This is a genomic window from Streptomyces sp. NPDC059534, assembly GCF_042743475.1.
Taxonomy (GTDB): Bacteria; Actinomycetota; Actinomycetes; order Streptomycetales; family Streptomycetaceae; genus Streptomyces.
This window is the reverse complement of the sequence record NZ_JBHWAQ010000015.1, coordinates 1-16,212: the sequence shown is the minus strand read 5'-3', so window position 1 is coordinate 16,212 and position 16,212 is coordinate 1. Positions and strand designations below refer to the sequence as shown.

The window sequence follows — 16,212 nt, the reverse complement described above, 5'->3', positions numbered from 1 at the left end:
CAGTAGTGGGACCGCCGTACCCGATCAGGGGGAAATCCCCTGCCCGTCAGTGCTGTTCCGGCAGCCAGCCCAGCTGCACCAGCGGATTGCCGCGCTTGCGCGACACGAACGTGCCCCGGCCCTGCGGCATCGGCCGCGCCCGGACGCTGCCCAGGATGTCGCCCTCCTGCGGGTCGCCGGACAGGATCACGCCCTGCGCGCCCAGCTCCCGCATCCGCTGCATGAACGGCTCGTACATCGCCCGCGAGGCACCCGCCTGGCTGCGGGCCACGATGAAGCGGATGCCGACGTCCCGCGCGAACGGCAGGTTCTCCACCAGGACCGCCAGCGGGTTCCCCGAGTTGGTGGCCACCAGCTCGAAGTCGTCGACGAGCACGAAGAGCTGCGGCCCCGACCACCAGCTGCGGTCCCGCAGCTGCTGCGGCGTGATGTCGGGCTTCGGAGCCCGCTTCGTCATCACCGTGTTGATCGCGTCCATGTGCATCTGCATGGCCGACGCCATCGGCGCGTACTCCAGGAGGTGCGAGGGCGCCACCGCCTCCAGCATCGTCCGTCGGTAGTCGCCCACCACGATCCGCGCCTGGTCCGGCGTGTACCGCTCGCACAGCTGCTTGGCGATCAGCCGCAGCAGCGCCGTCTTGCCGGACTCGCTCTCACCGAAGACCAGGAAGAACGGATCCGACTCGAAGTCGACGAACACCGGCTCCAGGTTCGCCTCGTCGATGCCGATCGCGATGCCGTGCTGCGGGTACTCGAAGCCCTTCGGCAGCTGCTCCGCCGGCAGCTTGCGCGGCAGCAGCCGCACCGCCGGGGCCGGCGCACCGGTCCAGCTCCCCTTCACCGCCCGGACGAACGCCGCCGTCCCCTCGGCCAGGTCACCGGACGAACTCGACCCGTCGATCCGCGGCAGCGCCCCCATGAAGTGCAGCTTCTCCGGCACCTGGCCCCGCCCCGGCACCCCGGTCGGCACGTTCGCCGCGACCTTGCGGTCGAACTCGGAGTCCATGACGTCACCGAGCCGCAGTTCGAGCCGGCCCAGCATCTGGTCCTTGAGCGCGGCCCGCACCTCCATGTACCGGGAGGCGGTGATCACCACGTGGATGCCGTAGCCCAGACCGCGCGCCGCGATGTCGGCGACGATCGGCTCCAGCATGTCGTAGTCGTTGCGGAAGCCGCCCCAGCCGTCCACGACCAGGAAGACGTCGCCCCACGCCTCGCCCGGCAGATCGCCCGCGGCCCGCTTGCGCCGGTAGGTCGTCATCGAGTCGATGGAGTGCGCGCGGAAGAACTCCTCCCGCCGGTTGAGCACACCCATCACCTCGGCCACCGTCCGGCGCACCCGCTCCGGGTCGAGCCGCGACGCGACCCCGCCGACGTGCGGCAGGTCGGCGAGTGACACCATGCTGCCGCCACCGAAGTCCAGGCAGTAGAACTGCACCTCGGCCGGGGTGTGGGTGAGCGCGAACGACGAGATCAGCGACCGCATGATCGTCGACTTGCCGGACTGCGGACCGCCGACCACCATCATGTGGCCGGCCGCCCCCGAGAAGTCCCGGTACAGCACCTCGCGCCGCTGCTCGAACGGCTTGTCGATGAGGCCGAGCGGCACCGTGAGCGCGCCCTGCCGCGTGTACTCCGTCGCCGTGAGCCCCCGGTCCGCCGTCTGCGCGAGCCCCGGCAGCAGCTGGTCCAGCGAGGGCGCCTGGTCGAGCGGCGGCAGCCACACCTGGTGCGCCGGCACGCCCTGCCCCTCCAGGCGCCGCACGATCACGTCGAGGACGGTGTCCGCGAGCGCGTCGTCCTCCTCGGCACGCTGCGCCGTGAGGTACGCCGGGTCCGGCGCCGCGTACACCACGGGCACCGGCGCCGCCGTGAACAGCGCGGGCCGCCGCTCCACCGGCAGCTGCCCGATCTCCAGCCGGGGCCCGCCCGACCGGTACGTCCCCGACACGTACGCCGCCTTGAAGCGGGTCATCTCGTCGGTGCCGAACTTCAGATAGCCCGAACCCGGCACCGACGGCAGGTGGTAGGCGTCCGGCACGCCGATCGCCGTCCGCGACTCCGCCGCCGAGAAGGTCCGCAGACCGATGCGGTACGACAGGTAGGTGTCGAGACCGCGCAGCTTGCCCTCCTCCAGGCGCTGCGAGGCCAGCAGCAGATGCACACCCAGCGACCGGCCGATGCGGCCGATCTGGATGAACATGTCGATGAAGTCCGGCTTGGCGGTGAGGAGTTCGGAGAACTCGTCGATCACCAGGACCAGCGAGGCCAGCGGCTCCAGCGGGGCGCCCGCCGCCCGCGCCTTCTCATAGTCGTGGATGTTGGCGTAGTTGCCCGCCGAACGCAGCAGCTCCTGACGCCGCTGGAGCTCGCCGCGGATCGCGTCGCCCATGCGGTCGACCAGTGTCAGGTCGTCCGACAGGTTGGTGATGACCGCCGCCACGTGCGGCATCTGCGACATGCCCGCGAAGGTCGCGCCGCCCTTGAAGTCCGCCAGGACGAAGTTCAGCGTCTCCGAGGAGTGCGTCACCGCCAGACCGAGCACCAGCGTCCGCAGCAGCTCCGACTTGCCGGAACCCGTCGCGCCCACGCACAGACCGTGCGGGCCCATGCCCTCCTGCGCGGCCTCCTTGAGGTCCAGCATGACCGGCTGGCCGTCCTCGCCGACACCGATCGGCACCCGGAGCCGCTCGGCCACCGACCGCGGCCGCCAGGTCCGCGCCACGTCCACCGACTCGGCGTCGCCGAGGTTCAGCAGATCCGTGAAGTCCAGATTGGCGAGCAGCGGCTCGTCGTCGTCCCCGCCGCCCATCCGCAGCGGCGCCAGCTGCCGGGCCAGCGCCTCGGCCGCCGGCAGCGAGATCCCGTCCGGCAGCCCCTCGTACGCGAATCCGCCGCCCGACTCCAGACGCAGCCGGCCCGGCCGCACCACCACGGACAGACCACCGCGCGGCTCGTCGAGTTCACCCGCGACGACCTCCACGATCGTCACGCCCTGGAGACCCTCGGCCGCCGCGAGCAGCGAGTCCGGCGGCACCATCCCGCCGTCCAGGACCACGACCACGTGCGGCTGGTCGAGCACCGGCTGGTTCTCCCGGGAGAACCGCGGCCGCCCGTCCAGCCTGGAGCGGACCAGGTTCTCCAGCTCGGCGAGGTCGTCGCCGAACAGCCGCTTCGTACCGGCCCCGTCGACCTGGCCGGGCACCTGCGTGTGCGGCAGCCACTTCGTCCAGTCCCACCGCTCCTGCGAGGCCCGCGCCGCGACCACCGCGAGCATCAGGTCGTCGGGGGAGTGCAGCGTCACCAGCTGCGCCACCAGGGCCCGCGCCGCGGCCTGCGCCGACTCCGGCTCACCCGACACCGTCACGTGGTAGAACGCCCGCATCGAGACCGCCATCGGCAGCCCGTCCAGCGTGCCGTGCACCGCGAGGAACTGCTGCATCGCACCCGCGCACAGCGGTTCCAGCTCGTCCACCGGCGCCGTGTCCGGCGCCACCAGGGGAGTCGCCAACTGCTGCGCCCCGAGGCCGATCCGCGCCTGCCCGAAGTCGTGGTCGCCGACCCGGCGCTCCCACACCCGCGAGCCCTCGGCCACCACCGACCACAACTGCTCGGGAGCGGGGTGCAGATACAGCTGCGCGTCCCGCTGACCGCGCGCGGTGCGCCGGACCGTACGCCGGGTCTGGGCGAGGTATTTGAGGTAGTCGCGGCGGACATCGGACATTTGCCCCTGCGTACCGCGACGGAATCTGACGAACTGGGCGACGGCCATCGCGAGCGTCGACGCCAGCATCAGCGTGCCCATGATCCGCATGATCGGCGACGGCGTCATGAAGAAGAAGACCACCGACGAACCCATGCCGAGCATCGGCAGGAGCTGCATCAACGCCGACTCCTGCTGCCCCCGCGGAAGTTCCGGCGGAGGCTCCAGGACCAGTTCCTCACCGGGCACTTCCGGCGGAAGCGACCTCGGCGGGCGTTTGACGACGATCTGGCTCACCGGCGCATCAATCCCTCGTTGGAGGCGGGCTCGTGGCGGGAGCTTCCGCACCGGCACCCCTGTCGGCAGCCGAGTGCGCGGACTTCCCCCATGGGACGGCGATCCTACTTGCAGCCCCCACCGGCCGTCCCCGGTAGGGTGGCGCGCGCATCGTGCGCAACCGCGAATCAGGGGGTCCAGACACGTGAGTACGACCGCAGCGACCGGCTTCTGCCGCGTCACCGTCGTGGCGCCGGACAGCCGCATCGACGTCGCGCTCCCGGAGGACATCGCCGTCGCCGACGTCTACCCGGAGATCCTCCGGCTCACCGGACAGACCCAGGCCGCGGGCACCCCCACCGGCTACCACCTCGTCCGCCGCGACGGATCGGTCCTCGACGGCGCCCGTACGCTCGCCGCCCAGCAGGTCCTCGACGGCGAGGTGCTCTCCCTGCGCCCCTTCGCCCAGTCCCTGCCGCCGGCCGTCTACGACGACGTGTCCGACGCCGTCGCCTCCGCCGTCACCCGCGACCGGCACCTGTGGAGCGACGAGCTGCTGCGCGGAGCCGGCCTCCTCGGCGGCGTCCTCCTGCTCGTCCTCATGGGCTTCGTCCTCTGGTTCGCCGACCCGGTCCGCCACGACATGCACAGCCTGCCCGGGATCATCGCGGGCGCCGCCGGCCTCCTGCTCACCGCCTTCGCCGGCGTCCGCGCCCGCGTCTACGGCGACCGGGCGACCGCCGTGGCCCTCGGCCTCGGCGCGCTGCCGCTGCTGCTCATCGCCGGCTCCGGGATCATCGGCCCCGACGCGGGCGAGGGCCCCGGCCGCCTCCAGTTCCTCCTCGGCTGCGTCACCGTCCTCGTCGCCGCGGTGGCCCTCGTCGCGCTCACCCCCAGCGGGGACGCGCCCTTCGTCGCCGCCACCTTCCTCGCCGGCGTCGGCACCCTCGCCACCTTCCTGGCGATCCTCACCGAGACCACCGCCACCGAGACGGCCGCCGTCTGCGCCCCCGTCGCCATCGGCCTCGTCGCCTTCCTGCCCGGCCTCTCCGCCCGCTTCGCCCGGCTCCCCATCGGCTACGCCGCCCCGCGCAGCGCCGCCGACGACGAGTTCCTCGGCGACCCGCAGCAGCCCGGCGAGGAGGCGCAGCCCGTCGACGGCGAGCGCATCGCCCTCCAGGCCCGCCGCGGCCACGAGATGCTCCTCGGCCTGGTCGGCGGCTGCGCGGCGGTCGTCGTCGGCTCCGCCGCCGTCCTCGGCTTCGCCGGAAACGTCTGGGGCCAGTTCCTCGCCCTCGCCGCCGGGCTGGCGATGCTGCAGCGCGCCCGCCTCTTCCGCTACACCTCGCAGGTCGCCTGCGTCCTGGTCGCCGGCATCGCCGCCATCGCGCTGCTCGTCCTCGGCCTCTCCCTCAACCCGCCGGCGGACCTGGTCAAGGACCTCCTGATGTACGGCGACCGGGGCGGCCTGGACATCCGTACGATCTGGCTCACCGCCGCCGTCGCCGCCGGAGCCGCGCTGATCACCGCCATCGGCCTGATCATCCCGAGGAAGGGCCTCTCGCCCTTCTGGGGCCGCCTCCTCGACCTGACCGAGGGCTTCGTCCTGCTCTCCCTCGTCCCGCTCTGCCTCGCCGTCCTCGACGTCTTCACCTCGGTGCGCGCGCTGACCAGCAAGTAGGAAAGGGAACCGGGCGCGCTCCGGCGAGCTGGTACGCTGTGTGACGGCCGTTTGTGTACGCGCTCCCGGAACCGCCTGGATCTCCGGATCCCCAGGACCCTCTGGAAGCTGCGCTCATCGGACCTTCGCCTCCGAGTCATGGAAGCTCCCCTGAGATCGAGACCAGGGGCACTCGTGGGCGCACGAACACCAATGAGGAGTACCGAGTGTCTCTCGACGCCGCTACGAAGAAGCAGATTTTCGCCGAGTTCGGCCAGAAGGAGGGCGACACCGGCTCTCCCGAGGTCCAGGTCGCGATGCTGTCCCGCCGCATCTCTGACCTGACCGAGCACCTCAAGCAGCACAAGCACGACCACCACTCCCGTCGTGGTCTGCTGATCCTGGTCGGCCAGCGCCGCCGCCTGCTGCAGTACCTGGCCAAGAAGGACATCCAGCGCTTCCGTACGCTGGTCGACCGCCTCGGCATCCGCCGCGGTGCGGCCGGCGGCGCCAAGTAAGACGCCGTGAAGGGAGCGGTTCCCACTTTCAGGGGGCCGCTCCCTTTGCTGTACGTGCACAAAGTGTGCGCACCGGCTTAGTCTGGTCGCACAACCCCATACGACGAGCGTGAAGCAGCCGGCCAGCCGCCGGTCCTCGGTAGTGGCCCCCGGACGAATCACCGGGTGCTTCGATCGAAGACCGGCCCGCATCCTGGGCACGCCTCTCCGCCGCCGTCGCCACCGTCCCCGGCCACACGGGCCCTGGACGCAAAGACGAACACGTAGGAGAAACCACTAGTGGAGAACGAGACCCACTACGCCGAAGCCGTCATCGACAACGGCACCTTCGGCACCCGCACCATCCGCTTCGAGACCGGCCGTCTGGCCAAGCAGGCCGCCGGCTCCGCCGTCGCCTACCTGGACGACGACACGATGGTCCTTTCCGCGACCACCGCCTCGAAGCGCCCCAAGGACCAGCTCGACTTCTTCCCCCTGACGGTGGACGTCGAGGAGCGGATGTACGCGGCCGGCAAGATCCCCGGCTCCTTCTTCCGCCGGGAGGGCCGCCCCTCCGAGGACGCGATCCTCACCTGTCGCCTGATCGACCGGCCGCTGCGCCCCTCCTTCAAGAAGGGCCTGCGCAACGAGATCCAGATCGTCGAGACGATCATGGCGCTCAACCCCGACCACCTGTACGACGTGGTCGCGATCAACGCCGCCTCCTGCTCCACGCAGCTGGCCGGCCTGCCCTTCTCCGGCCCGATCGGCGGCACCCGTGTCGCCCTGATCAAGGGCCAGTGGGTCGCGTTCCCGACGCACACCGAGCTCGAGGACGCCGTCTTCGACATGGTCGTCGCCGGTCGCGTCCTGGAGGACGGCGACGTCGCGATCATGATGGTCGAGGCCGAGGCCACCGAGAAGACGATCGAGCTCGTCAAGGGCGGCGCCGAGGCGCCGACCGAGGAGGTCGTCGCCGCCGGTCTCGAGGCCGCGAAGCCCTTCATCAAGGTCCTCTGCAAGGCCCAGTCGGACCTCGCCGCCAAGGCCGCCAAGCCCACCGGCGAGTTCCCGGTCTTCCTGGACTACCAGGACGACGTCCTGGAGGCGCTCACCGCCGCCGTCAAGGGTGAGCTCACCAAGGCGCTCACCATCGCCGGCAAGCAGGAGCGCGAGGCCGAGCTCGACCGCATCAAGGAGCTCGCCGCCGAGAAGCTCCTCCCGGCCTTCGAGGGCCGCGAGAAGGAGATCTCGGGCGCCTACCGCGCGCTGACCAAGAAGCTGGTCCGCGAGCGCGTCATCAAGGACAAGGTCCGCATCGACGGGCGTGGCCTGACGGACATCCGTACGCTCGCGGCCGAGGTCGAGGCCATCCCGCGCGTGCACGGCTCGGCGCTGTTCGAGCGTGGCGAGACCCAGATCCTGGGCGTCACCACCCTCAACATGCTCCGCATGGAGCAGCAGCTGGACACCCTCTCCCCGGTGACCCGCAAGCGCTACATGCACAACTACAACTTCCCGCCGTACTCCGTCGGTGAGACCGGCCGCGTGGGCTCGCCCAAGCGCCGCGAGATCGGCCACGGCGCGCTCGCCGAGCGCGCCATCGTGCCGGTGCTGCCGACGCGCGAGGAGTTCCCCTACGCGATCCGCCAGGTGTCCGAGGCCCTCGGCTCCAACGGTTCGACGTCCATGGGCTCGGTCTGCGCCTCCACCATGTCGCTGCTGAACGCCGGTGTGCCGCTGAAGGCCGCCGTCGCCGGTATCGCCATGGGTCTGATCTCCGAGGAGATCGACGGCCAGACGCACTACGTCGCCCTCACCGACATCCTCGGTGCGGAGGACGCCTTCGGCGACATGGACTTCAAGGTCGCCGGCACGAAGCAGTTCGTGACCGCCCTCCAGCTCGACACCAAGCTCGACGGCATCCCCGCCTCGGTCCTGGCCGCCGCGCTGAAGCAGGCCCGCGACGCGCGTCTGCACATCCTCGACGTGATGAACGAGGCGATCGACGTTCCGGACGAGATGTCCCCGAACGCGCCGCGCATCATCACCGTCAAGATCCCGGTGGACAAGATCGGTGAGGTCATCGGCCCCAAGGGCAAGATGATCAACCAGATCCAGGAGGACACCGGCGCCGACATCACGATCGAGGACGACGGCACCATCTACATCGGTGCCCAGCAGGGCTCGCAGGCCGAGGCCGCCCGCGCCACGATCAACGCGATCGCCAACCCGACCATGCCGGAGGTCGGCGAGCGCTACCTGGGTACGGTCGTCAAGACCACCACCTTCGGTGCCTTCGTCTCCCTCATGCCCGGCAAGGACGGCCTGCTGCACATCTCGCAGATCCGCAAGCTCGCCGGTGGCAAGCGTGTGGAGAACGTCGAGGACGTGCTCGCGATCGGCTCCAAGGTCCAGGTCGAGATCGCCGAGATCGACCAGCGCGGCAAGCTCTCCCTGATCCCCGTGGTCGCGGACGAGGACGCCGAGGGTGACAAGGACGACGCTGCCAAGTGACGTCCCGTAGTTCCCGCGCGACGGCCCGCCCCTCTTCGGAGGGGCGGGCCGTCGCCCGTACCCAAACGCTTCTCCCGGGCAAGGACGGCATCGGCACGGTCCGCCGCACGACCCTCCCCGGCGGCCTGCGGATCGTCACCGAGACCCTCCCCTCCGTGCGCTCCGCCACCTTCGGCATCTGGGCGCACGTCGGCTCCCGCGACGAGACCCCGACGCTCAACGGCGCGACCCACTACCTGGAGCACCTCCTCTTCAAGGGCACCCGCGAGCGGTCCGCCCTCGACATCTCCGCCGCGATCGACGCGGTCGGCGGCGAGATGAACGCCTTCACGGCGAAGGAGTACACCTGCTACTACGCGCGGGTCCTCGACACCGACCTGCCGCTGGCGATCGACGTCGTCTGCGACATGCTCACCGGCTCGCTCGTCCTCGAAGAGGACGTGAACGCCGAGCGCGGTGTCATCCTCGAAGAGATCGCGATGACCGAGGACGACCCCGGCGACGTCGTGCACGAGTTGTTCGCGCAGACGATGTTCGGCGACACCCCGCTGGGCCGTCCGGTCCTCGGCACCGTCGACACCATCAACGCGCTCACCCGCGGCCAGATCGCCCGCTTCTACAAGAAGCACTACGACCCGACCCACCTGGTCGTCGCCGCCGCCGGCAACGTCGACCACGCCACGGTGGTACGCCAGGTCCGCCGTGCCTTCGAGAAGGCCGGCGCCCTCGGGCGTACCGACGCCGTCCCCGTCGCCCCCCGCGACGGCCGGCGCACCCTGCGCACCGCGGGCCGCGTCGAGCTCCTGAACCGCAAGACCGAGCAGGCCCACGTGGTCCTCGGCATGCCGGGCCTGGCCCGCACCGACGAGCGCCGCTGGGCTCTCGGCGTGCTGAACACCGCCCTCGGCGGCGGCATGTCCTCCCGCCTCTTCCAGGAGGTCCGGGAGAAGCGCGGCCTGGCCTACAGCGTGTACTCGTACACCTCGGGCTTCGCCGACTGCGGTCTCTTCGGGGTGTACGCGGGCTGCCGGCCCAGCCAGGTCCACGACGTCCTCAAGATCTGCCGGGACGAGCTCGACAAGGTCGCCTCCGACGGCCTCACGGACGAGGAGATCGCCCGCGCCGTCGGCCAGCTCTCCGGATCGACCGTCCTCGGCCTGGAGGACACCGGCGCGCTGATGAACCGCATCGGCAAGAGCGAGCTGTGCTGGGGCACCCAGATGTCGGTCGACGACATGCTCGCCCGGATCGCGGCCGTCACCCCGGACGAGGTCCGCGAGGTCGCCCGCGATGTACTGGAGCAGCGGCCCTCGCTCTCGGTGATCGGCCCGCTGAAGGACAAGCAGGCGGACCGGCTCCACCGAGCGGTCTCCTGACCCACGAGTTCCCTAAGGAAGAGCAATGAGCAAGCTGCGCGTCGCGGTCCTCGGAGCCAAGGGCCGTATCGGCTCGGAGGCGGTCAAGGCCGTCGAGGCCGCCGAGGACATGGAACTGGTCGCGGCCCTCGGCCGCGGTGACGGGCTGGAGACGCTCACCGAGGCGGGCGCCCAGGTCGTCGTCGAGCTGACCACCCCGGCGTCGGTCATGGAGAACCTCGACTTCTGCGTGGGCCACGGCATCCATGCCGTCGTCGGCACCACCGGCTGGACCGAGGACCGCCTCGCGCAGCTGCGGACCTGGCTCGCCGCCTCCCCGGAGACCGGCGTCCTCATCGCTCCGAACTTCTCCATCGGCGCGGTCCTCACCATGAAGTTCGCGCAGATCGCGGCCCCGTACTTCGAGTCGGTCGAGGTCGTCGAACTGCACCACCCCCACAAGGTGGACGCCCCCTCCGGCACCGCCACCCGTACGGCACAGCTGATCGCGGCGGCCCGCACCCAGGCCGGCCTCGGCGCCCAGCCGGACAGCACCACGCACGGCCTGGAGGGCGCGCGCGGTGCCGACGTCGACGGCGTCCGCGTCCACTCCGTGCGCATGGCGGGCCTCCTCGCCCACCAGGAGGTGCTGCTCGGCGGCGAGGGCGAGACCCTCACCGTCCGCCACGACTCGCTGCACCACTCCAGCTTCATGCCGGGCATCCTGCTGGGCGCCCGCCGCGTGACCACCGCTCCGGGCCTCACCTTCGGCCTGGAACACTTCCTGGACCTGGGCTGACGGTCATGGGCGGAAAGATCACGTACGTCTTCCTCGCGACCGTCCTCGTCCTCGTCTTCGGCGTGGTGGCGATGGAGGGCGTCCTGCTCCTCCTGACGGGCGAGCCGGCCGCCATGGGCATGGGCGCGGTGGCGTTCCTGCTGCCCGCGGTCGGCGGCTGGTTCCTCTGGAAGAACACCCGGTTCGCACGTCAGGCGGGCCGCCTGGCCACCGAGCTGGAGGCCGAGGGCGGCCTGCCCGTCGACGAGCTGAAGCGCACCGAGGGTGGCCGGATCGACCGGGACTCGGCCGACGAGGTCTTCGCCCGGCGCAAGGCCGAGACGGAGGACTCACCCGGGGACTGGCGCTGCTGGTTCCGGCTCGCGGTCGCGTACCACGACGCCCGCGACACCCCCCGAGCCCGCAAGGCGATGCAGCGGGCCATCGCGCTCCACGAGGGGCGCCCGGTCAGCGTGTAGCGGCCGGGACCACGCCGTACTCGGCGTGCCACGCCTCGACCGTGTCGGCCGCCCGGTCGAAGGCTTCGACACGGGACAGGAAGTCGGCGTTGTGGTCGGTGAGCAGCAGCAGCTGCTCACCACCCTGCCGGTCGAGCACCAGGGCCTGGCCCTGGACCGTACGGGGGAGCCCCAGCCAGCGCACCGGCTGCTGGGCGGTCCGTACGGACGTCACCTTGGCCCACGGCACGGTGACGGTCGAGAGGAAGCCCACGCGCCGCACCCCGGCGCGGCTCACCCATGTCCCCATGCGCAGCATGCGCAGGGCGGCGACGATCACGAGCAGGGCGATCGCGAGGGTGGCGAGCGCACCGTCGAAGGCTCCTGCCGCGGCGATGATCACCGCGGCGAGGAGCACGAACGAGGCGAGCAGCAGTGCGAGCGCCGCGGCTCCCACCCGCCAGGACCCCGGCCGGTAGGGCCGACGCCACTGGTCGTGGTCGTCGAACGGCAGGGCGACGTGGTCGGTCGTGTCAAAAGCACGGTCGGCCGTCAGAAAGGGCAGGGGCACGACAGGTCCTCACTCACAGGCACGCTCGAAGGGGCAGTGCCCGGTGAGGCTACCTCAGCGGTTGTCGGAGGCTTCGGACTGCTGCTGACGAGCGGCGGAGTCACCCGACTGGAGCGACGGCATGCCGAAGATCAGCGAACCGACGAGCCCGGCCACCACGGTCAGTCCGATCAGCGTACGGCCCACGATCTGGGAGGCGCCGAGGCGCTCCCGAGGAGGTGGAGTGACGTTACTGCGGAAGTGGTCGGACTCCGCGACGAACGCGAACGGTACGGCCTCTCGCCGGCTGAACATCAGGGCCACTCTCCTCGGTAGTCGTCGTCCTTCACAGAGAGAGACGAGAGAAGCGGCACTTCGGTGCCCTATTTCACCAAACCAGCCGAATCTCATCCCCCGGTAGGACGTCGTTAGAGTGGGCGACTGCACCCCGACTGGAAGGACCTCTGGTGAGCGACAGCCCCACCGAGAACGTGAAGATCGACTTCCGGAGCGACGTCACCGTTGATCTGGTCAAGAGCGCGGCGGCCGACTCGGACGTCCTCTGGGCCGCCCGGGTCTCCACGGCGGGGGAGCAGTCCCTCGAAGAGCTCCAGAAGGACCCCGAGCGTTCCAAGGGCCTCATCAACTACCTGATGCGGGACCGCCACGGCAGCCCGTTCGAGCACAACTCGATGACGTTCTTCATCAGTGCCCCGATCTTCGTGTTCCGGGAGTTCATGCGGCACCGCGTCGGCTGGTCGTACAACGAGGAGTCGGGCCGCTACAGGCAGCTCGAGCCGGTCTTCTACGTCCCGGACGCCTCCCGCAAGCTGGTCCAGGAGGGCCGCCCCGGCAAGTACGTCTTCGTCGAGGGCACCCCGGAGCAGCACGAGCTGGTCGGCCGCACCATGGAGGACTCGTACCGCCAGGCGTACGCCACCTACCAGGAGATGCTGGCCGCCGGCGTCGCCCGCGAGGTCGCCCGCGCCGTCCTCCCGGTGGGCCTCTTCTCCTCGATGTACGCCACGTGCAACGCCCGCTCGCTCATGCACTTCCTCGGCCTGCGCACCCAGCACGAGCTGGCCGCGGTCCCGTCCTTCCCGCAGCGGGAGATCGAGATGGTCGGCGAGAAGATGGAGGAGCACTGGGCCGGGCTGATGCCGCTGACCCACGCCGCCTTCAACAAGAACGGCCGTGTGGCCCCTTAGGGCACACATGTCCGAGGGCCTCGTGCGAAGTGTCCGTATTGCGACGTTTCACGAAGTTCATCTAGGCTGATCAAACGGACCCGGCGCTGCCTGAACCCCCGAGCAGGCAGCGCTGGGCTCCCTTTCTCCTGTCCCCCTCGGGGACACCCGGCGCTGAGCAGCGAGTAGCGTGTTACCCATGGCTCCGATCTCCACTCCGCAGACCCCCTTCGGGCGGGTCCTCACCGCCATGGTCACGCCCTTCACGGCGGACGGCGCACTCGACCTCGACGGTGCCCAGCGACTGGCCACCCACCTGGTGGACGCAGGCAACGACGGCCTCGTCATCAACGGCACCACCGGCGAGTCCCCCACCACCAGCGACGCGGAGAAATCGGAGCTCGTACGAGCGGTACTGGACGCGGTCGGAGACCGCGCCCACGTCGTCGCCGGCATCGGCACCAACGACACCCACCACTCCATCGAGCTCGCCCGCGCCGCCGAGCGCGACGGCGCGCACGGCCTGCTCGCCGTCACGCCGTACTACAACAAGCCCCCGCAGGAGGGCCTGTACCGGCACTTCTCGGCCATCGCCGACGCCACCGGCCTGCCGGTCATGCTCTACGACATCCCCGGCCGCAGCGGCGTCCCGATCGACACCGAGACGATCGTCCGCCTCGCCGAGCACCCGCGCATCGTCGCCAACAAGGACGCCAAGGGCGACCTCGGCCGCGCCAGCTGGGCCATCGCCCGCTCCGGCCTCGCCTGGTACTCCGGCGACGACATGCTCAACCTGCCGCTGCTCTCCGTCGGCGCCTGCGGCTTCGTCTCCGTCGTGGGCCACCTCGTCACCCCGGAACTCCGCGCCCTCCTCGACGCCCACCTGGGCGGCGAGGTCCAGAAGGCCACCGAGATCCACCAGAAGCTGCTCCCCGTCTACACCGGCATGTTCCGCACCCAGGGCGTCATGACCACCAAGGCCGCCCTCGCCCTCCAGGGCCTCCCCGCAGGCCCCCTGCGGCCGCCGCTCGTGGAGCTCTCCCCCCAGGAGACGGACCAGCTCAAGGTCGACCTGGCCGCCGGCGGGGTAGAACTCTGACATCGGACTTCACAACTGAACACTGACAACAGCAAGTGCACGATTGTCATGCGCGCCACGTGCCACGGGCACGTGGCGCGCATGGTGAGGAGAGTCTTTTGAGTCATCCGCATCCTGAACTCGGCGCACCGCCGAAGCTCCCGAAGGGCGCCCTGCGCGTCATCCCGCTCGGCGGGCTCGGCGAGATCGGCCGCAACATGACGGTCTTCGAGTTCGACGGCCGTCTGCTCATCGTCGACTGCGGCGTCCTCTTCCCCGAAGAGGAGCAGCCGGGTGTCGACCTGATCCTTCCCGACTTCACCATCATTCGGGACCGTCTCGACGACGTCGAAGGCATCGTGCTCACGCACGGCCACGAGGACCACATCGGCGCCGTCCCCTACCTCCTCCGGCTCAAGCCGGACATCCCGCTCATCGGCTCCAAGCTGACCCTCGCCCTGATCGAGGCCAAGCTCCAGGAGCACCGCATCCGCCCCTACACCCTCGAGGTGAAGGAAGGCGACCGCGAGGGCCTGGGCCCCTTCGACTGCGAGTTCATCGCGGTCAACCACTCCATCCCGGACGCCCTGGCCGTCGCCATCCGCACCCCCGCGGGCATGGCGGTCGCCACCGGCGACTTCAAGATGGACCAGCTCCCGATGGACGGCCGGCTCACCGACCTCCACGCGTTCGCGCGGCTCAGCGAGGAGGGCATCGACCTCCTGCTGTCCGACTCGACGAACGCCGAGGTCCCCGGCTTCGTCCCGCCGGAGAAGGACATCTCCAACGTCCTGCGGAACGTCTTCGCGAACGCCCAGAAGCGCATCATCGTGGCCAGCTTCGCCAGCCACGTGCACCGCATCCAGCAGATCCTCGACGCCGCCCACGAGTACGGCCGCCGGGTCGCCTTCGTCGGCCGCTCGATGGTCCGCAACATGGGCATCGCCCGCGACCTGGGCTACCTCCGGGTCCCGGCCGGACTCGTCGTGGACGTGAAGACGCTCGACGACCTGCCGGACGACGAGGTCGTGCTGGTCTGCACCGGTTCCCAGGGCGAGCCCATGGCGGCCCTGTCCCGCATGGCCAACCGCGACCACCAGATCCGGATCGTCCCCGGCGACACCGTGATCCTGGCGTCGTCGCTGATCCCGGGCAACGAGAACGCGGTCTACCGCGTGATCAACGGCCTGACCCGCTGGGGCGCGAACGTCGTCCACAAGGGCAACGCCAAGGTCCACGTCTCGGGCCACGCCTCGGCCGGCGAGCTGCTGTACTTCTACAACATCTGCCGTCCGAAGAACCTCATGCCGGTCCACGGCGAATGGCGCCACCTGCGCGCCAACGCCGAGCTCGGCGCCATGACGGGTATCCCCAAGGACCACATCGTCATCGCCGAGGACGGCGTCGTCGTCGACCTGATCGACGGCCGCGCCCGGATCACCGGCAAGGTCCAGGCGGGATACGTGTACGTCGACGGCCTCTCGGTCGGCGACGTCACCGAGGCCCACCTCAAGGACCGCCGCATCCTCGGCGACGAGGGCATCATCTCGGTCTTCGTGGTCGTGGACTCCTCGACCGGCAAGATCGTGAGCGGGCCGAACATCCACGCCCGCGGCTCCGGCATCGAGGACTCGGCGTTCGACGCCGTCATCCCCAAGGTCGACCAGGTCCTGAACAAGTCCGCCCAGGACGGTGTCGTCGAACCCCACCAGCTCCAGCAGCTGATCCGCCGCACCGTCGGCAAGTGGGTCTCCGACACCTACCGCCGCCGGCCCATGATCCTCCCGGTCGTCGTGGAGGTCTGACCAGCGCCGCACCGGAGCGGGGCGCCTCGATTTGCATCGGGGCGCCCCGCTCCAGTACGTTTACGGCTCCGCCAGATCGGGAACCACCGGCGCCTCAGTGCGCCTGAACGGTTCTCCGGGAGGCGGGAAATCCGACTCAGATCTTCTGATAAAGTCGGAAACGCCGAAAGGCCCCCGGAGTGAAAACAAAAGGGACCGGAAAGCACCGAGGAAATCGGATCGGAAAGATCTGATAGACTTCGGAACGAAGGGAAAAGCCCGGAGGAAAGCCCGAGAGGGTGAGTACAAAGGAAGCGTCCGTTCCTTGAGAACTCAACAGCGTGCCAAAAATCAACGCCAGATTAGTTG

At 70.1% G+C, this 16,212-nt stretch carries 13 protein-coding genes; 9 read left to right on the top strand and 4 right to left on the bottom strand.

Annotated features, from left to right (window positions below; translation table 11 throughout):
* Nucleotides 1–46: 46 nt before the first annotated feature.
* Nucleotides 47–4,000: a type VII secretion protein EccCa gene (gene eccCa, locus ACFVZH_RS19000; RefSeq protein WP_384898522.1), complete on the bottom strand. Its 3,954-nt coding sequence runs from the start codon at nt 3,998–4,000 to the stop codon at nt 47–49.
* Between the two features lie 184 nt (nt 4,001–4,184).
* On the opposite strand from eccCa, the gene eccD reads away from it, so the two are divergent.
* The 6 genes from eccD to ACFVZH_RS18970 all read left to right on the top strand — a co-directional run bounded on the left by eccD (nt 4,185) and on the right by ACFVZH_RS18970 (nt 11,265).
* Nucleotides 4,185–5,660, top strand: coding sequence for a type VII secretion integral membrane protein EccD (gene eccD / locus ACFVZH_RS18995; protein ID WP_384898521.1), 1,476 nt, complete (start codon nt 4,185–4,187; stop codon nt 5,658–5,660).
* Nucleotides 5,661–5,866: 206 nt separating this feature from the next.
* On the top strand, nt 5,867–6,157 hold the full coding sequence (gene rpsO, locus ACFVZH_RS18990) for a 30S ribosomal protein S15 (protein WP_331917982.1): 291 nt from the start codon (nt 5,867–5,869) through the stop codon (nt 6,155–6,157).
* Between the two features lie 279 nt (nt 6,158–6,436).
* A complete protein-coding gene (locus ACFVZH_RS18985) occupies nt 6,437–8,653 on the top strand; it encodes a polyribonucleotide nucleotidyltransferase (RefSeq protein WP_384898520.1) in 2,217 nt (738 codons plus the stop codon).
* Nucleotides 8,650–10,029, top strand: a complete 1,380-nt coding sequence (locus ACFVZH_RS18980; RefSeq protein ID WP_384898519.1) for a M16 family metallopeptidase — start codon at nt 8,650–8,652, stop codon at nt 10,027–10,029. Before ACFVZH_RS18985 ends, ACFVZH_RS18980 begins: the two co-directional genes overlap by 4 nt.
* Before the next feature lie 25 nt (nt 10,030–10,054).
* Nucleotides 10,055–10,807 carry a 4-hydroxy-tetrahydrodipicolinate reductase gene (gene dapB, locus ACFVZH_RS18975; RefSeq protein ID WP_384898518.1) on the top strand — a complete coding sequence of 251 codons (753 nt, stop codon included), beginning with the start codon at nt 10,055–10,057 and terminating at the stop codon, nt 10,805–10,807.
* Nucleotides 10,808–10,812: 5 nt separating this feature from the next.
* Complete coding sequence (locus tag ACFVZH_RS18970) at nt 10,813–11,265, top strand: hypothetical protein (RefSeq protein WP_384898517.1); 453 nt, start codon at nt 10,813–10,815, stop codon at nt 11,263–11,265.
* On the opposite strand, the gene ACFVZH_RS18965 is transcribed toward ACFVZH_RS18970, so the two are convergent.
* Nucleotides 11,255–11,815, bottom strand: coding sequence for a hypothetical protein (locus ACFVZH_RS18965; RefSeq protein ID WP_384898516.1), 561 nt, complete (start codon nt 11,813–11,815; stop codon nt 11,255–11,257). The two genes, ACFVZH_RS18970 and ACFVZH_RS18965, sit on opposite strands and share 11 nt — an antisense overlap.
* A gap of 54 nt (nt 11,816–11,869) precedes the next feature.
* The gene (locus tag ACFVZH_RS18960; RefSeq protein WP_384898515.1) at nt 11,870–12,109 is read right to left on the bottom strand and encodes a hypothetical protein; all 240 of its coding nucleotides are present in this window, start codon (nt 12,107–12,109) and stop codon (nt 11,870–11,872) included.
* Between the two features lie 152 nt (nt 12,110–12,261).
* Here ACFVZH_RS18960 and thyX point away from each other — a divergent pair, with 152 nt between their 5' ends.
* The 3 genes from thyX to ACFVZH_RS18945 all read left to right on the top strand — a co-directional run bounded on the left by thyX (nt 12,262) and on the right by ACFVZH_RS18945 (nt 15,864).
* Nucleotides 12,262–13,002 carry an FAD-dependent thymidylate synthase gene (gene thyX, locus ACFVZH_RS18955; protein WP_384898514.1) on the top strand — a complete coding sequence of 247 codons (741 nt, stop codon included), beginning with the start codon at nt 12,262–12,264 and terminating at the stop codon, nt 13,000–13,002.
* A 178-nt stretch (nt 13,003–13,180) separates the two neighbouring features.
* Nucleotides 13,181–14,080 (top strand): 4-hydroxy-tetrahydrodipicolinate synthase, encoded by a 900-nt coding sequence (dapA, locus tag ACFVZH_RS18950; protein WP_384898513.1) that lies wholly within the window; start codon nt 13,181–13,183, stop codon nt 14,078–14,080.
* A gap of 98 nt (nt 14,081–14,178) precedes the next feature.
* Nucleotides 14,179–15,864 (top strand): ribonuclease J, encoded by a 1,686-nt coding sequence (locus tag ACFVZH_RS18945; protein ID WP_384898512.1) that lies wholly within the window; start codon nt 14,179–14,181, stop codon nt 15,862–15,864.
* A gap of 136 nt (nt 15,865–16,000) precedes the next feature.
* Here the strand turns inward: ACFVZH_RS18945 and ACFVZH_RS18940 are convergent.
* On the bottom strand, nt 16,001–16,212 hold a 212-nt coding region (locus ACFVZH_RS18940; protein WP_384898511.1), incomplete at its 5' end, for a hypothetical protein.

What these genes read in the sequence shown, in the direction of transcription:
- dapB (WP_384898518.1), top strand. Translation starts at nt 10,055, where the DNA reads ATGAGCAAGCTGCGCGTCGCGGTCCTCGGAGCCAAGGGCCGTATCGGC.
- ACFVZH_RS18970 (WP_384898517.1), top strand. Translation starts at nt 10,813, where the DNA reads ATGGGCGGAAAGATCACGTACGTCTTCCTCGCGACCGTCCTCGTCCTC.
- ACFVZH_RS18960 (WP_384898515.1), bottom strand. Translation starts at nt 12,109, where the DNA reads ATGTTCAGCCGGCGAGAGGCCGTACCGTTCGCGTTCGTCGCGGAGTCC.
- dapA (WP_384898513.1), top strand. Translation starts at nt 13,181, where the DNA reads ATGGCTCCGATCTCCACTCCGCAGACCCCCTTCGGGCGGGTCCTCACC.